Below are 15,435 nucleotides of genomic sequence, written 5' to 3' on the forward strand. Positions count from 1 at the left end.
CTCCAACACCCGGGGCTTGAGGCCCTGACGGCGCGGGAGGCGAGTTCGGCGAGTGCCGGAACGTCTATCGCGCCATTACTCCCCGGTGAGCATTTGATCGTCGTCCGGTGCCATGGCCTCCGACCGGTTTCGTCGGCGGTCCGCCAGCACCCAACTGCCATCGTACAACTGCAACGGGAAGCTCTCGGTCCTGCTCTGGCGTCGTTCGACAAAGCCTTCGGATGGGCTCGCACCGGGTTTCGCTTCGCGCTGGATCCCCAGAAGGTCGCAGACAGCTCGGGCAAGTTCCGCCAAGGGAAACGGTTTGAACAGGATGTGGCTGACCCCCAGTTGCCGCGCCCGCTCACAGACTTCAGCGGTCGGGTGACCCGTTATCAGCACGAAATGACACGTCCTGTTCTGGCGGACCGCGTCGAGCACCTCGAACCCTTCCATATCGGGCAAGCGGTAATCGAACACCAGCACGTCGGGGGCGAAAGTCTCGGCAAGGCCGATTCCCTCTGCGCCGTCATGTGCAATCCGGACTTCCAGCCCTTGCGCCGACAGATAATCCTGAAGGTTCTGTGCAAGCAGCTGTTCGTCTTCGACAACCAGTACTTTGTTAACCAAGGTGGACTCCCTGAAACCTCAAGTGCCGGCAATTGAAATTCAATGACCCGAACCTGCTGGAGTGCGCCTCGCAAGAGGTAACGCACACTTCATGCCAGGCTGAATGCCGGTAATTTTTTGTCTTCATGTCCTTGAATTGAATGGAAATGCCCGCTCGTCCCGGTACCCCGTTCCCCAGAAACGGGGAAGCACCTGAATGGGCATCGAAGCCATTCCCCACTATTGGGGGGGAACCTTCAGTCGTCGTCAATTCGTTCGATCCTGTTCTCTGCCCGCAACTGCGCGAGCACCTGACGACGAGCCTGGGTCTGTTGCTGTCGGGCGAGGTACGCCCTGACTGTTTCCAGCCCTTGCTCCTCTGGGACATCGGCCGCCTCCCTGTGGTTCTCGACAAAAATCAAATGCCAGCCGAACGGTGTGCGCACCGCCTCGCTGAGTTCGCCAGGCTTGAGGGCAAACGCCGCCGCTTCGAAGGCCGGCACCATCTGCCCACGGGCGAAATACCCCAGGTCCCCGCCCTGGCTGGCGGTGACATCTTCCGATCCCGATTGCGCGACGCTAGCAAAGGTTTGCCCCCCTGCGATAGCCGCACGCATCTGCATCAAGCGTAGTCGCGCCGCTTCAACCGTGGCGGCATCGGCATCGCCGGCAACCTTGATCAGGATGTGCCGGGCCTGCACCTGCTCCGGCGCGCCCATTTCAGCGCGGTGTTCTGCAAAAAAAGCCCGCACGGTCTGTTCATCCGGGGCCTGGACTTGGGTCAGCTCGGCAAACATCCGCTGCGCCGCCAGCTCACGATGGGTGTACTCGGTGAACGAGGCCTCGTCGAAACCGGCGTCCTGCAAACGCTGCAGGAATTTGTCGGTGCCACCGATGGCGGTGCGGGTCTGTTCGACCTGTTCGCGCACGGCTTGCTCATCGATCTTCACCCCGCGCTTGCGCGATTCCTGCCAGAGCAGTTCCTTGTCGATCAGCGTGTCCAGCGCGGCCTGACGCAGTTGTTTATAGGCCTTGGGATTGCGGATGCTCGCCACGGCGCGGCCCTGATCTTCCAGGTACTCGGCGAAAAAACGTTCCAGGCGAAACTCGGAAATCGCCTCGCCGTTGACCCGGGCGGCCACCGGTTCATTGTTCGCCATTCCCACCGACAACCAGCCTGTCAGCAGCCAACACAGGGTTTTGAGCTTCATGATCAGGGCCTCCGGTCAGGGCGTGGCAATAATCGGTTTGTAGGGAGCGACCAGATAAAAACGCTGGTCGGGCAAGTCCACGGTGACCACGTGCGCCCCGCTCAGGCCCAATCGTCGGCCGGGGCCGAAGCTCAGGCGCGGGGTCAGGCCGGTGTCGAAGTCGTGCAGGCCTTCAAGCGCCGCCACCAGTTTTTCGCGGCTGGCGTCGCGGCCGGCCTGCTTCATGCCTTCGCTGAACAACAGCATCGAGGCGTAGGCGCCGACTTGCAGCACCGCGTGCTGGGCGCCGAGGCCTTGATGCTCACGCAACAGCGTCAGCGCCATGCGCCCGGCCTGGGTCCAGTCGCTGGGCACGAACGGATACGCCAGAAACACCCGCCGGGAAAAACCCTCCGGCACTTGCAGCAGATCCCCCGCCACCTGGCTCGACGCAGCAAACAGGTACGGCACCTGCCCGGCATTCTGCAACCCGGCCGCCAGCCGGCTGAAACCACCGCCGTTGCCCAGGTAGAACACCGAGCGTGAGCCCAGCGGCAAGCTGTCCGCCGCCGGGTCGTAGGCCTGCAGATGGACTTTTTCCCAGCCGTGCTCCTGCAGATAGCGACCGAGGGTCTGCGCCGCCAGCATCTGGGCCGGGTCGTCGGGATAGGCAATCAGCGTCGGCCCTTGCAGCACTCGCAGACTGGCGGTGGCGTAGTCGGCCAGTGCGATCAGTTGCTCACGCAGGCCCGGCAACGGTTCGAAAATCTGCGGGCTGGCCTGCACCGGGCCGAGCAGCGACATGGCCCCGATCAGCGGCACGCCGGACTGCTCCAGACGCGGCGCCAGCTCGCTGTCCAGCGCCGGGGCCAACGGCGCGATCAGGGCGAAAACTTGCTCTTCCTCGATCAACCGTTGCAGGGCCTGTTCGGCGCTGGCGCGATCCGGACCGGGATCGGCCACGGTCAGGCGCAACTGCCGGCCGTGAATGCCACCGGCCTGATTGATCCGCGCGACGCTGCCGTTGAGCACCGCCGCGATGGTGGCGCCCTCCTCGGCCAGCGGCCCTTGGCTGGGCAGCAAGGTGCCCAGGTGCAAGGTCTGGTCATCGAGCCCCGGATCGCGGTCATCGGCCAGGCGTTTGAGGTACGCCGTGAGGTTGCGCTGATCCTTCATCGACAGCAGGAAACGCGGCATGCTCGGGTCAAGGCGATTGTTGCCAGGGTCGCGGCCCTGCTGGATCACCCGCGCCAGACTGCTGTCGGTGTAGGCCGGGTAGTTGCGGCCGTTGACCTGTTGCTGACCGTGGATGCTGGTCAGCCGCGACCAGTTCAGTTCCGGCGGGCGCACCCCGCCTTCGGGCCGGCCGAGGCCGTCGGCACCGTGGCAGTTGGCACACGGCAGGCTGGTGGCCGGCAGCAACACATCCGCCGCGCCGACCCGCGCCATGATCGGCTCGCCGCTGGCGGACAAGCCTTCGCGGTACAGGCGCTTGCCGGCGCTTTCTTCATCGGTCAGCGGCAACGCGGCCGCGCCGAGGCTGACGCCAGCGAGCAGGATCAGGGCGAGGACGCGGCCGAGGTTCATGGCGCGGACTCAGCGGCCGGCCACAGGCATTGTCAGCAGTTGCAAGCGCTGGGCAATGGCGGCGGCCGGGGCGTCGGGACGGATTTTGCTCCAGCGTTTGTTGGCCACATCGCCGACGATCAACTGGGTCGAGTGCTGCTCGGGCGTCGGCACGATCTGGCCGATGCGGCCCAGCACCAGGTCCATCTGCGCCTTGTCGCCGGTAAGGAAAAGCCAGTGAGGGTCATCGGCGCCCTGCTTCAAGGTGTAAGCCTTGAGCACCGCCGGCGTGTCGCGCAGCGGATCACTGGTAAGGGAAATGAAGGTGATGCCGTCGGCCTTGTCGCCCAGCAGCTCACGGACTTCCTTGAGCTTGCGGGTGATCAGCGGGCAGGCGTCATTGCAACTGGTGAAGATCACGTTGAGCAGCACCACGCGGTTGTGCAGCGCATCGCTGTAGAAACGCTGGACGTCGCCGTTCTGATCCAGCAGCGGCGTGTCGGTGAACCAGGTTTTCGCATCATGGGTGCCTTTCGCCGGTGCGGGCGCAGCGCTGGTCGTTGTCGTTGCCGGTGCCGGTTGTTCGTGGCCTTCGTGAGCCAGGGCCATGGCGCTGAAAATCCAGAAACACACCGTCAGGGTGATCCAGTCCAGGGTTCTCATGGTTGTTGCTCCATGGCAATCGCGGTGTGTTTGGCGTGGGTGCGCAGGCCGCTGAGTTTCTCGACTTCTTTGGCCAGCAATGCCGGGTCGGTGAAGCCGTAATAGCGCGTCCAGTGGCGGCTGTTGCCGTCACCGACGAGGATCAGCGGCTGATGATTCTTGAAGTCGCCGCTGAAACTGCCCAGCCCCTTGAGCGTGGCGCTGATCGATTGCGGCGAACCGGTGAGCCAGCTCCAGCCCGGGCCTTTCTGGAAGGTGCGGGCGTAATCCTGCAGACGTTTCGGGTCGTCGCGCTGCGGGTCGATGCTGATCGACACCAGCTGCACCTCGGTGCCGACCCGGGCACCGAGCTGTTTCTGCACCTTGCCCATGATCGACGAGACCACCGGGCACACCGTGGTGCAACTGGTGTAGATGAAACTCATGACCACGATTTTGTTGTGCACCAGATCCTGTTCCAGGTGCACGGTCTTGCCGTTCTGGTCGAGCAGCGGCACGTCGGCGAACTTGACCTGGGCGTGTTCCTGGCTGTTGGCGGCCGGTGCGGTGTGCCCGGCATGTTCGTCCGCCGAGTGGGCGCTGGCCTGCTGGATACCGACGGCCAACAGGCACAGGGTCAGCAGGCCACGGGATGCAAATCGGTTCATGGTCGTTTCCTCGTCACTGAGTCTGGCCGGGCAGCACCCGGACACTGGCAAAGGTCTTGTCATCGAAACCGGCGCCCAGCGATGCCGCGCGCACATGCAGGTACCAGGCGCCGCTGCGGTCGAGGGTCACCGGCGCTTCGTACACGCCGTCGGCGACTTCCCGTGCGGCCACTTCACGGGGCCGGGAAGTCGGCGCGAGGAAGTAGCGCAACTGCACGTCGGTCACGCCGCTGCGCTGGATCTTCTGTTTGCCCTGGACGATGCGAAAGCGCACCACGTACGGGTCGTTGAGGGCCACGGCGGTCTTGTCCAGCAGGAACTCGACTTTTGCTGCGCCCAGGTGTTTTTCCGGCGCGCCGTCGGACGCCACCTGGGCGGTGAAGCAATGAATGATGTTCGGCTGGTTGAGCAGGAACGCCACGTCGAAGCGCCCCGCCGCCGGCAGTTTCACCCGGGCGCTATAGAGCCCCGGCGAGACTTCGCGCAGGCTGCGATCGATCACCAGCGCGGCGCGGGCGATTTGCCCCCGGTTGGGGTAACCGGACATCGGCGCGTTCATGCCTTCGGCGTAGAAATAGGTGGTGTTGTCCACCGGGTTGACCACGAACACCGCGTTGTCATCGCGCGATACCGCGAGGCTCGACGCCAGCGGCAGATCCCCGGCCAGCCGTGGCGGCTGCGGCCCGGCTTCGAAACCCTGAGTAATCGGCTGACGCCCTTCGCCCAGCGAAGACAGGTTGATCATGGTGACTTTCGGCGAGGCCAGTCCGCGCACGTAGGCATAGGCCTGGGTGAACACCACTTGATAGGGTTCGGCCGATACTTCCAGATCATGGATCGCCGAATCGTTGGCCGCATCGATCACCGTGGCGCGGTTTTCCACTGTGTTCAGCACCACGCCAAACCGGCCGTCGGCGCTGAAGCCCATCGGGCCGAGGCCTTGTTGCAACTTGATCACCCGGCGGACGGCGCGGCTATTGCTGTCGATCACCGTGACGGTGCCGTCCTTGCCATCGGCCACGTACACCGCGCCGGACAGCGGCGAGTACGCCACCGACAACGGGCTGGAGCCGGTCTTGACCTGTTGCAGCAGGCTCAGGCTGGCGATGTCGATAACGCTGAGGGTGCCGTCGTCGCGGTTGCTGACGAAGGCGAAACGGCTGTCCTTGCTGAAACTGATTTCGTGGTGGCCGCGCCCGGTCGCCAGGTGTTTCAGCGGTTTGAGGCTCTGGGTGTCGATCACGGTGACCCCGGACTCTTCAGCCTTGCTCGCGTTGTTGCCGACCCACAGCAGACGCTCGTCCGGTTGCAGCGCGACCCGCACCGGTTGGCTGCCGGCGGCCACCGAGTCGATGACCTTGAATTGCTCGCTGTCGATCACCGCCACTTCCCCCGCCGTCGGCATCGACACGAAGACCCTTTTATTGTCCTTGGGCGTGACCCAGTCCATCGGCGATTGCTTGAGTTCGATCCGCGCCAGGGTGCTGGTGATGCCGCCCACCGACACTGACGGATCGACCACCGAAACGCTGGCATCGCGGTTCATCACCAGCAGGAAATAGCTGTTGAGGTCGAGCAGCGGCCGCGCGCCGATGTTGGACTTGAGGAACGTGCCGACCCGCGACTTGCAGCTCTGGTCACGGCCCTGGGCCTGGTCGGCGGCGACGGCTTGCGGATCGATCCACGCCCCCGGTGCCACACCGGACAACGGCTGGCCGGAGGCGCCGTCGGTGACGCGAAATTGCACGTCGGCAAACTCGCCCTCACGCAACTCGCCGTCGCTGGCCAGCGGCTTCAGATCGAAGGCGATCGACACACCGTCGCGGGTCAGCACCTGCCCGGCACCGGTCTGCGCCAGGGCAATCTCGCTCAGCGTCAGCAACGCGCCGGCCATCGCCAGCAGGCAGACGCCGATGATGTTGATGATCCTGTTCATGTCGCTCTCCCCTACAAATCCTGTCCCCACCTGTGGGAGCGGGTTCACCGGTTCCCACAGGTCGCGCATTGGCACCTACTGAGCAGGCGGCGCCGGCTCCGGCTCATTGGTCACCCGCAGCAATCCCCACAGCCCCGAGGTGTTGCCATAGGCGCCGTAATCGCGGAACAGGTAGTCCCCCGGTATCGCGTTGCTGCCCCCGGCGCTCGGGATCATGAAGCTGAAGTGCGCCGCCGGCAGGATGCTTTCGTGAGCGCCGATGTACATCGACATCGGGTTGTAGCCGAAGCGCACCGAACCCACGCCCGGCGTGCCCATCGGGTAGCCGCCGGTGTCGCTCTTCTCGGCCTGGAACGGGTTGAGCGACCAGACGTGTCCGTCGAGCTGGAACGTCGTGCCGCGACTACCGCCGCTCGGCATCAGGATGTGCGTGCGCAACGGCTGACCGGGTTTGGCATACAGCACCGGCGTCTGCGGATCGCCCCCCACCAGCGCATTGCTATAGGCCATGTGCGCGTTGGTCATGTCGCCGTAACCCGCGCCATCGGCATGACCGAACGGCGCATCCGGGGCGAGGCCGAAGCGATACCACAGCGGTTCGGTCCTGTAGTTGATCGCCATGCTCGAGTTGTCCTGCGGATCGGTCGGCACACCGAAGCCCTCGGCTGCGATGCCTTCGACCGGCCGGCCATTGGCCCAGCGGGTGTTCAGCGCCTTGTGCCACACCATCGCGAAGTCGCGGTAAGTCGTCTGCCCCGGTGCGGTGACCGTGGCGTTGACCTTGCGCGCATCGTCGACCCAGGTCGCGCCGATCGGCAGGATGCTCATCGCACCACCCAGGCCTTTTTGCGGTTGCTTGATCACATCCGCCGGGGTGATGTTCAGGCCACCGAACTCCACGGCCGTGGCGTTGATGTTGTCGACACTGCGGCCCAGTTGCGTGACCGGTTTGCCTTCACGCTCCAGGTGCCCGGCGTAGTACTGATAGGTCCGGGTCGGGTAGGCGCCGCTGCTGCCCACCCGCGGCGGGACGGTCTGGACCGGGTTGGCGCCGACGTTGGCACCGTCGGATTTGGTGATGTCATAGGCCAGCAGTTGCGCGTGCAGACCCACATGGCTGGACGGCCGCATCAGGTTGTTGCTGAAAGTGGTCGAGCCCAGGCCACTGTTGCGGTCGCGCTTGACGATGCCTTGCATCACCGCGGTCTGGGTCAGGTCCGGCATTACGCTCGGCAGACGGTTTTCCAGGGTGATATTGATGCAGTCCCCGGCCGCTGCGCGCAGCACCAGCGGTTCGACCGGAATGCCGGGTTTGAGTTTGCCGCTGACCGGATCGAGGTCGGATTTGCGCACGTACAGGATCGCCGTCGGATCATGCAGCGGCCCGCTCTGGCCACCGATGGTGATGGTCTCGCCGTCCTCCGGATCGGTCACCGTGACCTGCGGGATGCTCACCGTGCGCGAGTTCAGCACCAGGGTGCCGCCCGCCGGATTCAGCGGCCCGCCGACATGCTGACCGAGCCCGGCCGAATCGCCGATGCTCAGGCCCAGCGAATTGCCGAGGATGTCGTTGGCCAGCGCCGCCACCACTTCATAGTTGCGCTGCACCGTCGGCCGGGTACCGATGCCGTTGGGGTTGGCGCTGATCCGTGGGCAGCTGCCTTCGAACGCCACGGTGTTGCGCATGCCCGCCGGACTCGGGTTGTTGGGGATGGCGAACAGGTCATTGCGTTTGGCCGTGTAGTTGCGCATCACGCCCCAGATCCCGCTCCAGTAGCCTTCGATCGAAGCGTCCATCGAGTAGAGATAGTCACCGGTGGTCGCCGCAGAGCTGGAGAGCATCGACACAGGTGCGATGAAGCCCATCTGTTCGGAGATGCCGATCATCTGCGAGGCGCGCCAGCCAGAGTTGGAGCTGTTGCCGAAACCGGAACCGCTCTGCAGCCATTTCACGCCGTGCAGGGTGACGTTGTGCTCTTCCTCGTGGCCGCCGGCATGCACCCGCAGACGCACGTTGTCGCCGGTGTAGGTGCGCAGCATCGGGGTGAACGGATCGCCCGGCTCGCTGCCGCCCTTGTTGATGTGCGGCGGGAACAGCGTGGTGCCGCCGGTCGGGCCGGTGGCAGCCGTCACCAGGTTCGGTGCCAGGTTCATCGCCGGGATCGCCCGGTCGGTACGGCTTTGCATGGCATAGGCCAGATCGCCGCCGAGGCCGTCGGCCTGCATGCCGCGCTTGCCGTCCGGGCCGACCTTGTTCGGATCGTAGACCCGCAGGGCCAGCGGCTCGTTGCGATAGTTGACGACGAACATGCCCGGATCATCCACGGAGATCGCTTGCGGGCAAGGCCGGCTCGGGCAGCCCGGCACCTGACCGCCCTGCACTTCCAGCACGCCCTCGAGCAGGGTGCTGGCGTTGTTGCGCACCGGCGGGTTGATCGCGTAGCGGAAGCTGTCGGCGGTGGCCGGGAACGCTTGCGCGTTAGGCACACCGTTGGGGCCGGCGCCCACGTACACACCGGCTTCATAGGCGTGCTGGAAGTCGCTGTATTCGAGGAAGAACTCACGGAAGCTGTCGTTCTTGCCGTCGCCGTCGAGGTCGCCGGTGTTGATCACCGCCTGCCACGAGGTCGGCCCGCCGTCCTGGCGCGCGCCGCTGTACAGAGGCTCGCCGGTTTCGGCGTGGAACCAGGTGGAACCGGCCGGTTCCGCCAGCACCGTGGCATACAGTCCGATCTGCTGGTGAGTCGATGGGCCGAGGTGGTCGTGGGTGAAGATGGTGCCGAGCCCACGATCCACGCCCTTGGCGTTGACCACCGGGTCGACGAACCAGCGCTGCATGGCCGTGCGCGCGCCCATCCAGTCACTGCGCCCGAACTGGCCGAAGAACGGATGTGCCTTGGCTTTCGGGCAGGCTTGGGTGCCGTCGCGCGGGTCGCTGCTCTCGCACTGGTTGAATTCGCGGATCGCGTGAATGCGTTCCTGAACAGCGCCTGGGGAGAGCACGCCGTCCTCGTAGTTCCAGCCGTTGGAGGAACCGTCGGCGGCCGTCAGGTCCCATTTCGGCAGGTGAATGTGCTGGCCGATCACGTCGGTCGGCGTGCGGACCTGATAGTCATCCATCTCGTAGGTGGCAGGCACCAGGTTGGTCTGCTGGTATTGCACGCAGTCGAAGGTGTTCATGCGCATCACCAGCGGCTCTGGCGGCCGCTGCTTGGTGATCACCGGCCAGGCGTCTTCCCACAGCGCCAGAATCCGCGCTTGCGGGAAGTGATAGCCGACTTTGTTGTAGACCGCATCGAACTGGATGTTGGCGGCCTTGTAGATCCGTGGCCGGTCGGCGGTGAAGGTCGAGGCGCCAACGAAGGACATACCGTCCAGCCGATCGCCACTGGCGAATTCACCGGTGCCGGCGCTGCTGGTCAGGCGTTTTTGCCGGTCGTCCATGCACGGTTCGTAGTACGGCGCGCCGGCCATCGGCAAGGCGCCGTTGGTGCGGAAGGCCTTGGCCACGATCTGGTTGCCGGGCAGCAAGGCAAAGCTTGGGTGATCCTTTTTCGCGTGGAACGCCATCGCGGCCTGTTCCACTTCAGTGCCCTCTTCGGGCAGGTAAATCGGTTTGGCGCGGGTGACTTCCTTGGAGAAGTCCAGCGAGGTGGTGACGGTGTGCGCCTCGCCTCCGGCCGACACCCCGTCGAGGGTGTGACGCTGCAAGCCGCCGTCCCAGCCGCCGGACTGATTCGGATCGAGGTTGGCCCACAGCGCTTTGCCGCTGGCTTTCAACGATTGCGCGGTGGCGGCGTCGAGCATGTCCAGCGGTGGAGTGGGCGGACGTTGGCCGACCGAACTTTCCATGCCGCCGATCCAGAACGGATAGCCTGGGTTTTTCAGGCTGCCGTCGGCGTTGCGGTTGGCTTCGCTGCGATCGACCAGTGCCAGCGAGCCAATGGCTTGCGAACCACCGTTACCGCCTTGGTGTTCGCCGTCGTCATCGCCCTCGTCTTCCTCATCGTCGTCATCGTTACCGGCGACCAGGGTTTCGCCGATTTTCGGCACCACCACCACTTTGCCCGGCATCGGGGCCATGGCTTTGCCGGGCAGCGGCACCACGGCAGGAATCGGCGTGCCGGCGATGATCTCACCATCCGGCAAGGCGCGGGCACCGGCGGCCGGTTTACCGCTGCGCAGGGCATAAGGTTCGCTGTGATAACCATCGGCGCCCTGTTGCGAGACTTCCAGCCGGGTGCCTTCCTCGAATACATCGTGCACCCGCCACATCGACCACATGCCCTGGGCGAAATGCGGGTAGAAGTGGCAGTGATAGATCGCATCGCCGGCCACCCGGTTGCGGTTGCCGGAGCCGCCGTTGGCAATTTCGTAGGTATAGCCGGCGCCCGGACCGATGCCTTGAGCGTCGACGTAATCGGAGTTGTCGTCGTTGGGGTTGAACAGCCACTGATGGCCGTGCAGGTGGAAGATGTGCTGTTCGTGGCCATTGTGGGTGTTACGGAATTTGACGAAGTCACCGATGTAGCTGTGGTTGACGTTCGACGGCTCCGACGGATACAGGGCCATGGTGGCCTTGACGCCAACCTGATCGGCGCTCGGTGTCTGGCCAGGGGCGATGCTCTCAAGCCCGGTGTTGGCCGGCACGTCCACCAGCATCGCCACGTCACCGACGGTGTGCGAGCTGAGGAAGAATTCTTCGTAGGCGCACGACAGGCAATCGTGCATCGGCCCCACGCCGAGGCGGTTGGCGACCACTTCGGCGCCCATGCCGCCGGAACCGTAGTTGATCATGAACGAGTCGCGGGTCGGCTCCAGCACATGGGCCATGACCGGGTCAGCCCAGTAAGCGGGGAATGCCTGGGTGGCGGCGGTTTCGTCCTGGAACTGCGAAGCGAAATCGCGAAACGGCTCGAGGCGGTTGGGGATCGCCGGGTTGCGTTTGCCCACCGATTCCAGCGGATAGGTGCTGGGCGCAAAACTGCCATCGGCATTGCTGCCCATGACGATCGCGTCGCTTTCGCTGGAGATGATTTCGTTGCCGTCGACCATGCTGATGATCGGCGTGCCGGCCTTGCCTTCACGCAACCACGGTTCGCGCTGCGGGTAGCGGGCCTGGTAATCGACGATGGGGTGACCGGCCGGTGTGCGGCCGGTGGTGGCCAGACGCATTTCTTCTTCGGTGAGGGTGTTGCGATAGGTGCGTCCCGACTTCGGCACCACCACGACTTGGCCGAACAGGCCATTGGCAGTGTTGCCGGCCGCGCCTTCCCCACCGAATGTCGCGCCACGGCTGCTGACGGCAAACGCCCCTTCGCGCTCGGCGTACAGCACGTACGAGCGGCTCGCGCCCGGCGACACCAGGGTGTTGGCGTTGCGCCCGGTGTAGGAAGAAATGTCATCGATGCTGTTCACCGCTTGCAGGCCGTTGACCTGGAAACCGACATGGCGGTCGGCGACCTGCTCGTCGACCTTGAAGGCATCGGCGCCACCGGGGTTCACGGTGCCCTCCTCGCCTTCAGGCCCTTCGAAATGCTTGTTCGGGTTGGCCTGATAATCGAGCAGGTTCTGCAGGTTGATCGTCAGGCAATCACCGGCGGCGACCCGCAGCACCAACGGCCGTGGACGCTTGTCCGCACGCAGCGAGACCTTGCCCGGCACCGCGCTGCCGCCATAGGCCAGCGAGACGTCATGGTCATCGACCACATCGCGGCGCAGGGCGTACATCATGCCGTTGGCATTCTGCGCACCAAGGCGGTTGAACATCAGCGGTTGATCGAAGGCGACCACATTGGCCACCAGATTGCGCTCGCAGCGCACGGCGGCGCTGGCCAGTTCGACACTGAGCATCGAGACCAGCAACAGCAGCCAGTTCAACAGGGGCGGAGCGTGGTGAATGCCAACCATGATCGGAAACCTCGTAGTGGGTGCTCACAGGGAACGATTCTCGTTAAAGCCCTGAGAGCAATCCGCATGCCACAAAAAATTGCCTTCCATCTCAATCAGTTACACAGGTCACTTGAGAATGCGGGGGATATTCCCCACCCGTTTCCCCACTTTTCCGGGCCCCTTGGGTTTGCCCCGATAGTGGGGAAAGCCGGGGCTGGATTTAGAAAAAAAGGCTTTACAACGGTGCATCCACCGCCAGCCCCTGCAGGCGCCGGTACTGACGCAGCACGCTTGGGACATAGCGCTGGGTTTCGGCGAACGGCGGAATCACCCGGCCGCGGCTGAGCACCGCGTCCGGCCCGGCGTTGTAAGCCGCCACGGCCAGGGCGATGTCGTTGTCGAACAGGGTCATCAGGCGCTTGAGGTATTTGGCCCCGCCCTGGATGTTGGCCTTGGGGTCGTAGACGTCTTTCACCCCCAGCTCGCGGGCGGTGTCGGGCATCAATTGCATCAGTCCGCCGGCGCCCTTGGGCGAGGTGGCGCCGGGGTTGTAGTTGGATTCGGACTTGATCACCGCGTGCAGCAAGGCTTCGGGCAGGTGATTGGCGCTGGCCGCCGCTGACACCAGCTCGGCGTAGGGCTGGTTGGCGATCAATTGCGGTTGCCGGTCAAGGCTGACCAGTGGCGCATCGGCTTCGCGGATCACCCGCTCGTAAGTGCGTCCGGGACGGTGGACGTTCGACAGCACGTAGCTGCCCTTGGCGTCCATGGAAACGAAGACATCGGCTTGCGCGGCACCGACCGACAGCACGCAGCCGAGCAGTCCTGCAGTGAATGAATGGATCATTGGGCCTCCCCTGACAGGCCCCGAAAAATTGGGGGAAATGCCCCACTGACCCGTCGTTGATCAGCCGTACGCAAGCACTGTGCCGACTCTTGAAAAGCCCGTAATACAAGGGCTCCAGCCCGACAGCCGAATTTATCGGGGGCTGAGCATGGCAATTGCATAAGCCCTTTCGGCGACACGGCTGCCACTCACGGGAGGTCATCATGAAGCTGCATTTTCGTCCGCGTGCCCAACGCGGTTTCACCCTGCTCGAATTGCTCGTGGTGCTGGTGGTGCTCGGCCTGTTGGCCGGGATCGTCGCGCCCAAATATTTCGCCCAGCTGGGGCGCTCCGAGGTGAAGGTTGCCAAGGCGCAGATCGAAGGCCTGAGCAAGGCGCTGGATCTGTACCGGCTGGAGGTCGGCCACTACCCGTCCACCGAACAGGGCTTGCAGGCGCTGGTGACCGCACCGAGCGACGAAGCCAAATGGACCGGCCCGTACTTGCAGAAAAAACTGCCGCAGGATCCGTGGGGGCGTAATTACACCTACCGCTATCCCGGCGAAAACAGCGAGTACGACCTGCTCTCGATGGGCAAGGACGGCCAGCCCGGCGGCGAAGGCGAAAATGCCGAAGTCACCAACTGGCAATAAGCGGAGCACACGGCATGCGATTTCAACTCAAAGCAGTGGGCAAGGCCGGGGTGGTGTCGCTGAGCGTCGAGGCGCCCGGCCAGAGCGAAGCACGGCGCATCGCCGAGGATCAGGGCTTGCGCGTGGTCAGCCTGGACGCCGAGCGCCACTGGCGTTCGTTGCGCCTGAGCAAGCGTGAGACCTTCAACCTGGTGCTGTTCAGCCAGGAGCTGACCACCCTGCTCAATGCCGGCCTGCCGCTGATCGATGCGCTGGAAAGCCTGGCCGAAAAAGAAACCGCCCCCGCCGCCCGCAAAACCTTGAGCGAGCTGGTGCGGCTGCTGTACGAGGGCAAATCGTTCTCCCAGGCACTGGGCCAGTTGTCGGCGGTGTTCCCGCCCTTGTACGTGGCGTTGGTACAGTCCAGCGAGAAGACCGGCGCGGTCGGCGATGCGCTGGGCCGTTACGTGAGCTATCGCCAGCGCATGGACGAGGTGCGGCAGAAGATCGTCAGCGCGTCGATCTACCCGCTGCTGTTGCTGGTGGTCGGCGGTGGTGTGGTGCTGTTTTTGATGGGCTACGTGGTGCCGCGCTTCAGCCTGGTGTTCGAAGGACTGGGCTCGAACCTGCCGTGGCTGTCGCAGATTCTGATGAGCAGCGGCATGTTTCTACACGCCCATCAGGGCGAGTTTTTCGGCCTGTTGGCGACGATCGTCATCGCCCTCGCCGTGCTGCAGAAACAACCGGCGTTTCGCCGTGGGCTGGATCGGCTGGTGGAGAAACTGCCCGCCGTGCATCAGCGGATTTTCATGTACGAGCTGGCGCGGTTTTACCGGTCGCTGGGGATTCTGCTGCAAGGCGGGATTCCGCTGGTGACCGCCATGGGCATGGTGCGCGGCCTGCTCACCGTGGCCTCGCGAGCGCGGCTGGACCAGGCCTGCGAGCGGGTGCGCGAGGGGCAGTCATTGTCCACTGCCCTTGAGCTCAACCGTCTTGTGACGCCCGTGTCCCTGCGCCTGCTGCGCGCTGGCGAGCAGTCCGGCAACCTGGGGCAAATGATGGAACGCAGCGCCGATTTCTACGACGAGGAAATCAGCCGCTGGATCGAGTGGTTCGTGCGGCTGTTCGAACCACTGCTCATGACCTTCATCGGCCTGTTGATCGGGGTGATCGTGATCCTGATGTACATCCCGATCTTCGAACTGGCTTCGAGTATCCACTGACCTCGGGAACGGGTCGGATCACACGCAAAAACAAGGCACATCCACGTTCCCAATCAAGACAACAAAGTCGGAGAACGCTATGCACATTCAAAAGCTCGTGCTCGCAATGGCCATCGGCGCCGTCCTGTCGGCGTCTACCGTACTGATTCCGGACAACCTGTCCGGGGTGTCGACTGTTCTGGCCAAGGATGGGGGAAGTGGTGGTGGCGGAAGCGGCGGCGTTCGGTGCGTTCCTGGTGGTGTATCGGCTGGGGTTAGCGGCGGGCGTACGC

General features: G+C 64.3%; 10 protein-coding genes and 1 pseudogene. 3 read left to right on the plus strand and 8 right to left on the minus strand.

The annotated features are described in order from the left end of the window. Positions 1-75: 75 nt before the first annotated feature. The 8 genes from CAG25_RS26410 to CAG25_RS26445 form a co-directional block, all read right to left on the minus strand. A complete protein-coding gene (locus CAG25_RS26410; RefSeq protein WP_007956122.1) occupies positions 76-609 on the minus strand; it encodes a response regulator in 534 nt (177 codons plus the stop codon). Between the two features lie 236 nt (positions 610-845). Then, positions 846-1,799, minus strand: a complete 954-nt coding sequence (locus tag CAG25_RS26415; protein ID WP_085613426.1) for a peptidylprolyl isomerase — start codon at positions 1,797-1,799, stop codon at positions 846-848. 15 nt (positions 1,800-1,814) lie between these two features. Continuing rightward, positions 1,815-3,365 carry an ABC transporter substrate-binding protein gene (locus CAG25_RS26420; RefSeq protein WP_085613425.1) on the minus strand — a complete coding sequence of 517 codons (1,551 nt, stop codon included), beginning with the start codon at positions 3,363-3,365 and terminating at the stop codon, positions 1,815-1,817. Positions 3,366-3,374: 9 nt separating this feature from the next. Continuing rightward, entirely contained in the window at positions 3,375-4,007 is a 633-nt protein-coding gene (locus CAG25_RS26425; RefSeq protein ID WP_085613424.1) for an SCO family protein, read from the minus strand. Next, positions 4,004-4,654, minus strand: a complete 651-nt coding sequence (locus CAG25_RS26430; RefSeq protein ID WP_085613423.1) for an SCO family protein — start codon at positions 4,652-4,654, stop codon at positions 4,004-4,006. The genes CAG25_RS26425 and CAG25_RS26430 overlap by 4 nt, the downstream gene beginning before the upstream one ends. 13 nt (positions 4,655-4,667) lie before the next feature. Continuing rightward, entirely contained in the window at positions 4,668-6,590 is a 1,923-nt protein-coding gene (locus tag CAG25_RS26435; protein WP_085613422.1) for a YncE family protein, read from the minus strand. Positions 6,591-6,665: 75 nt separating this feature from the next. Next, on the minus strand, positions 6,666-12,500 hold the full coding sequence (mnxG, locus tag CAG25_RS26440) for a manganese-oxidizing multicopper oxidase MnxG (protein WP_085613421.1): 5,835 nt from the start codon (positions 12,498-12,500) through the stop codon (positions 6,666-6,668). A 217-nt stretch (positions 12,501-12,717) separates the two neighbouring features. Continuing rightward, complete coding sequence (locus CAG25_RS26445) at positions 12,718-13,329, minus strand: lytic transglycosylase domain-containing protein (protein ID WP_085613420.1); 612 nt, start codon at positions 13,327-13,329, stop codon at positions 12,718-12,720. 203 nt (positions 13,330-13,532) lie between these two features. On the opposite strand from CAG25_RS26445, the gene gspG reads away from it, so the two are divergent. The 3 genes and pseudogenes from gspG to CAG25_RS28735 form a co-directional block, all read left to right on the plus strand. Beyond that, the gene (gspG, locus tag CAG25_RS26450; protein ID WP_007956107.1) at positions 13,533-13,961 is read left to right on the plus strand and encodes a type II secretion system major pseudopilin GspG; all 429 of its coding nucleotides are present in this window, start codon (positions 13,533-13,535) and stop codon (positions 13,959-13,961) included. Between the two features lie 14 nt (positions 13,962-13,975). Beyond that, positions 13,976-15,163, plus strand: coding sequence for a type II secretion system F family protein (locus CAG25_RS26455; RefSeq protein WP_085613419.1), 1,188 nt, complete (start codon positions 13,976-13,978; stop codon positions 15,161-15,163). A 79-nt stretch (positions 15,164-15,242) separates the two neighbouring features. Further along, positions 15,243-15,435: pseudogene (locus tag CAG25_RS28735) on the plus strand (hypothetical protein); the annotation flags it as partial.

Origin of the sequence: Pseudomonas sp. B16(2017) (genome assembly GCF_002113205.1) — a bacterium.
Taxonomy (GTDB): domain Bacteria; phylum Pseudomonadota; class Gammaproteobacteria; order Pseudomonadales; family Pseudomonadaceae; genus Aquipseudomonas; species Aquipseudomonas pharyngis.

Coding starts and splice junctions, on each gene's coding strand:
- CAG25_RS26415 (WP_085613426.1), bottom strand. CDS start 1,799: ATGAAGCTCAAAACCCTGTGTTGGCTGCTGACAGGCTGGTTGTCGGTG.
- CAG25_RS26420 (WP_085613425.1), bottom strand. CDS start 3,365: ATGAACCTCGGCCGCGTCCTCGCCCTGATCCTGCTCGCTGGCGTCAGC.
- CAG25_RS26425 (WP_085613424.1), bottom strand. CDS start 4,007: ATGAGAACCCTGGACTGGATCACCCTGACGGTGTGTTTCTGGATTTTC.
- CAG25_RS26430 (WP_085613423.1), bottom strand. CDS start 4,654: ATGAACCGATTTGCATCCCGTGGCCTGCTGACCCTGTGCCTGTTGGCC.
- CAG25_RS26435 (WP_085613422.1), bottom strand. CDS start 6,590: ATGAACAGGATCATCAACATCATCGGCGTCTGCCTGCTGGCGATGGCC.
- mnxG (WP_085613421.1), bottom strand. CDS start 12,500: ATGGTTGGCATTCACCACGCTCCGCCCCTGTTGAACTGGCTGCTGTTG.
- CAG25_RS26445 (WP_085613420.1), bottom strand. CDS start 13,329: ATGATCCATTCATTCACTGCAGGACTGCTCGGCTGCGTGCTGTCGGTC.
- gspG (WP_007956107.1), top strand. CDS start 13,533: ATGAAGCTGCATTTTCGTCCGCGTGCCCAACGCGGTTTCACCCTGCTC.
- CAG25_RS26455 (WP_085613419.1), top strand. CDS start 13,976: ATGCGATTTCAACTCAAAGCAGTGGGCAAGGCCGGGGTGGTGTCGCTG.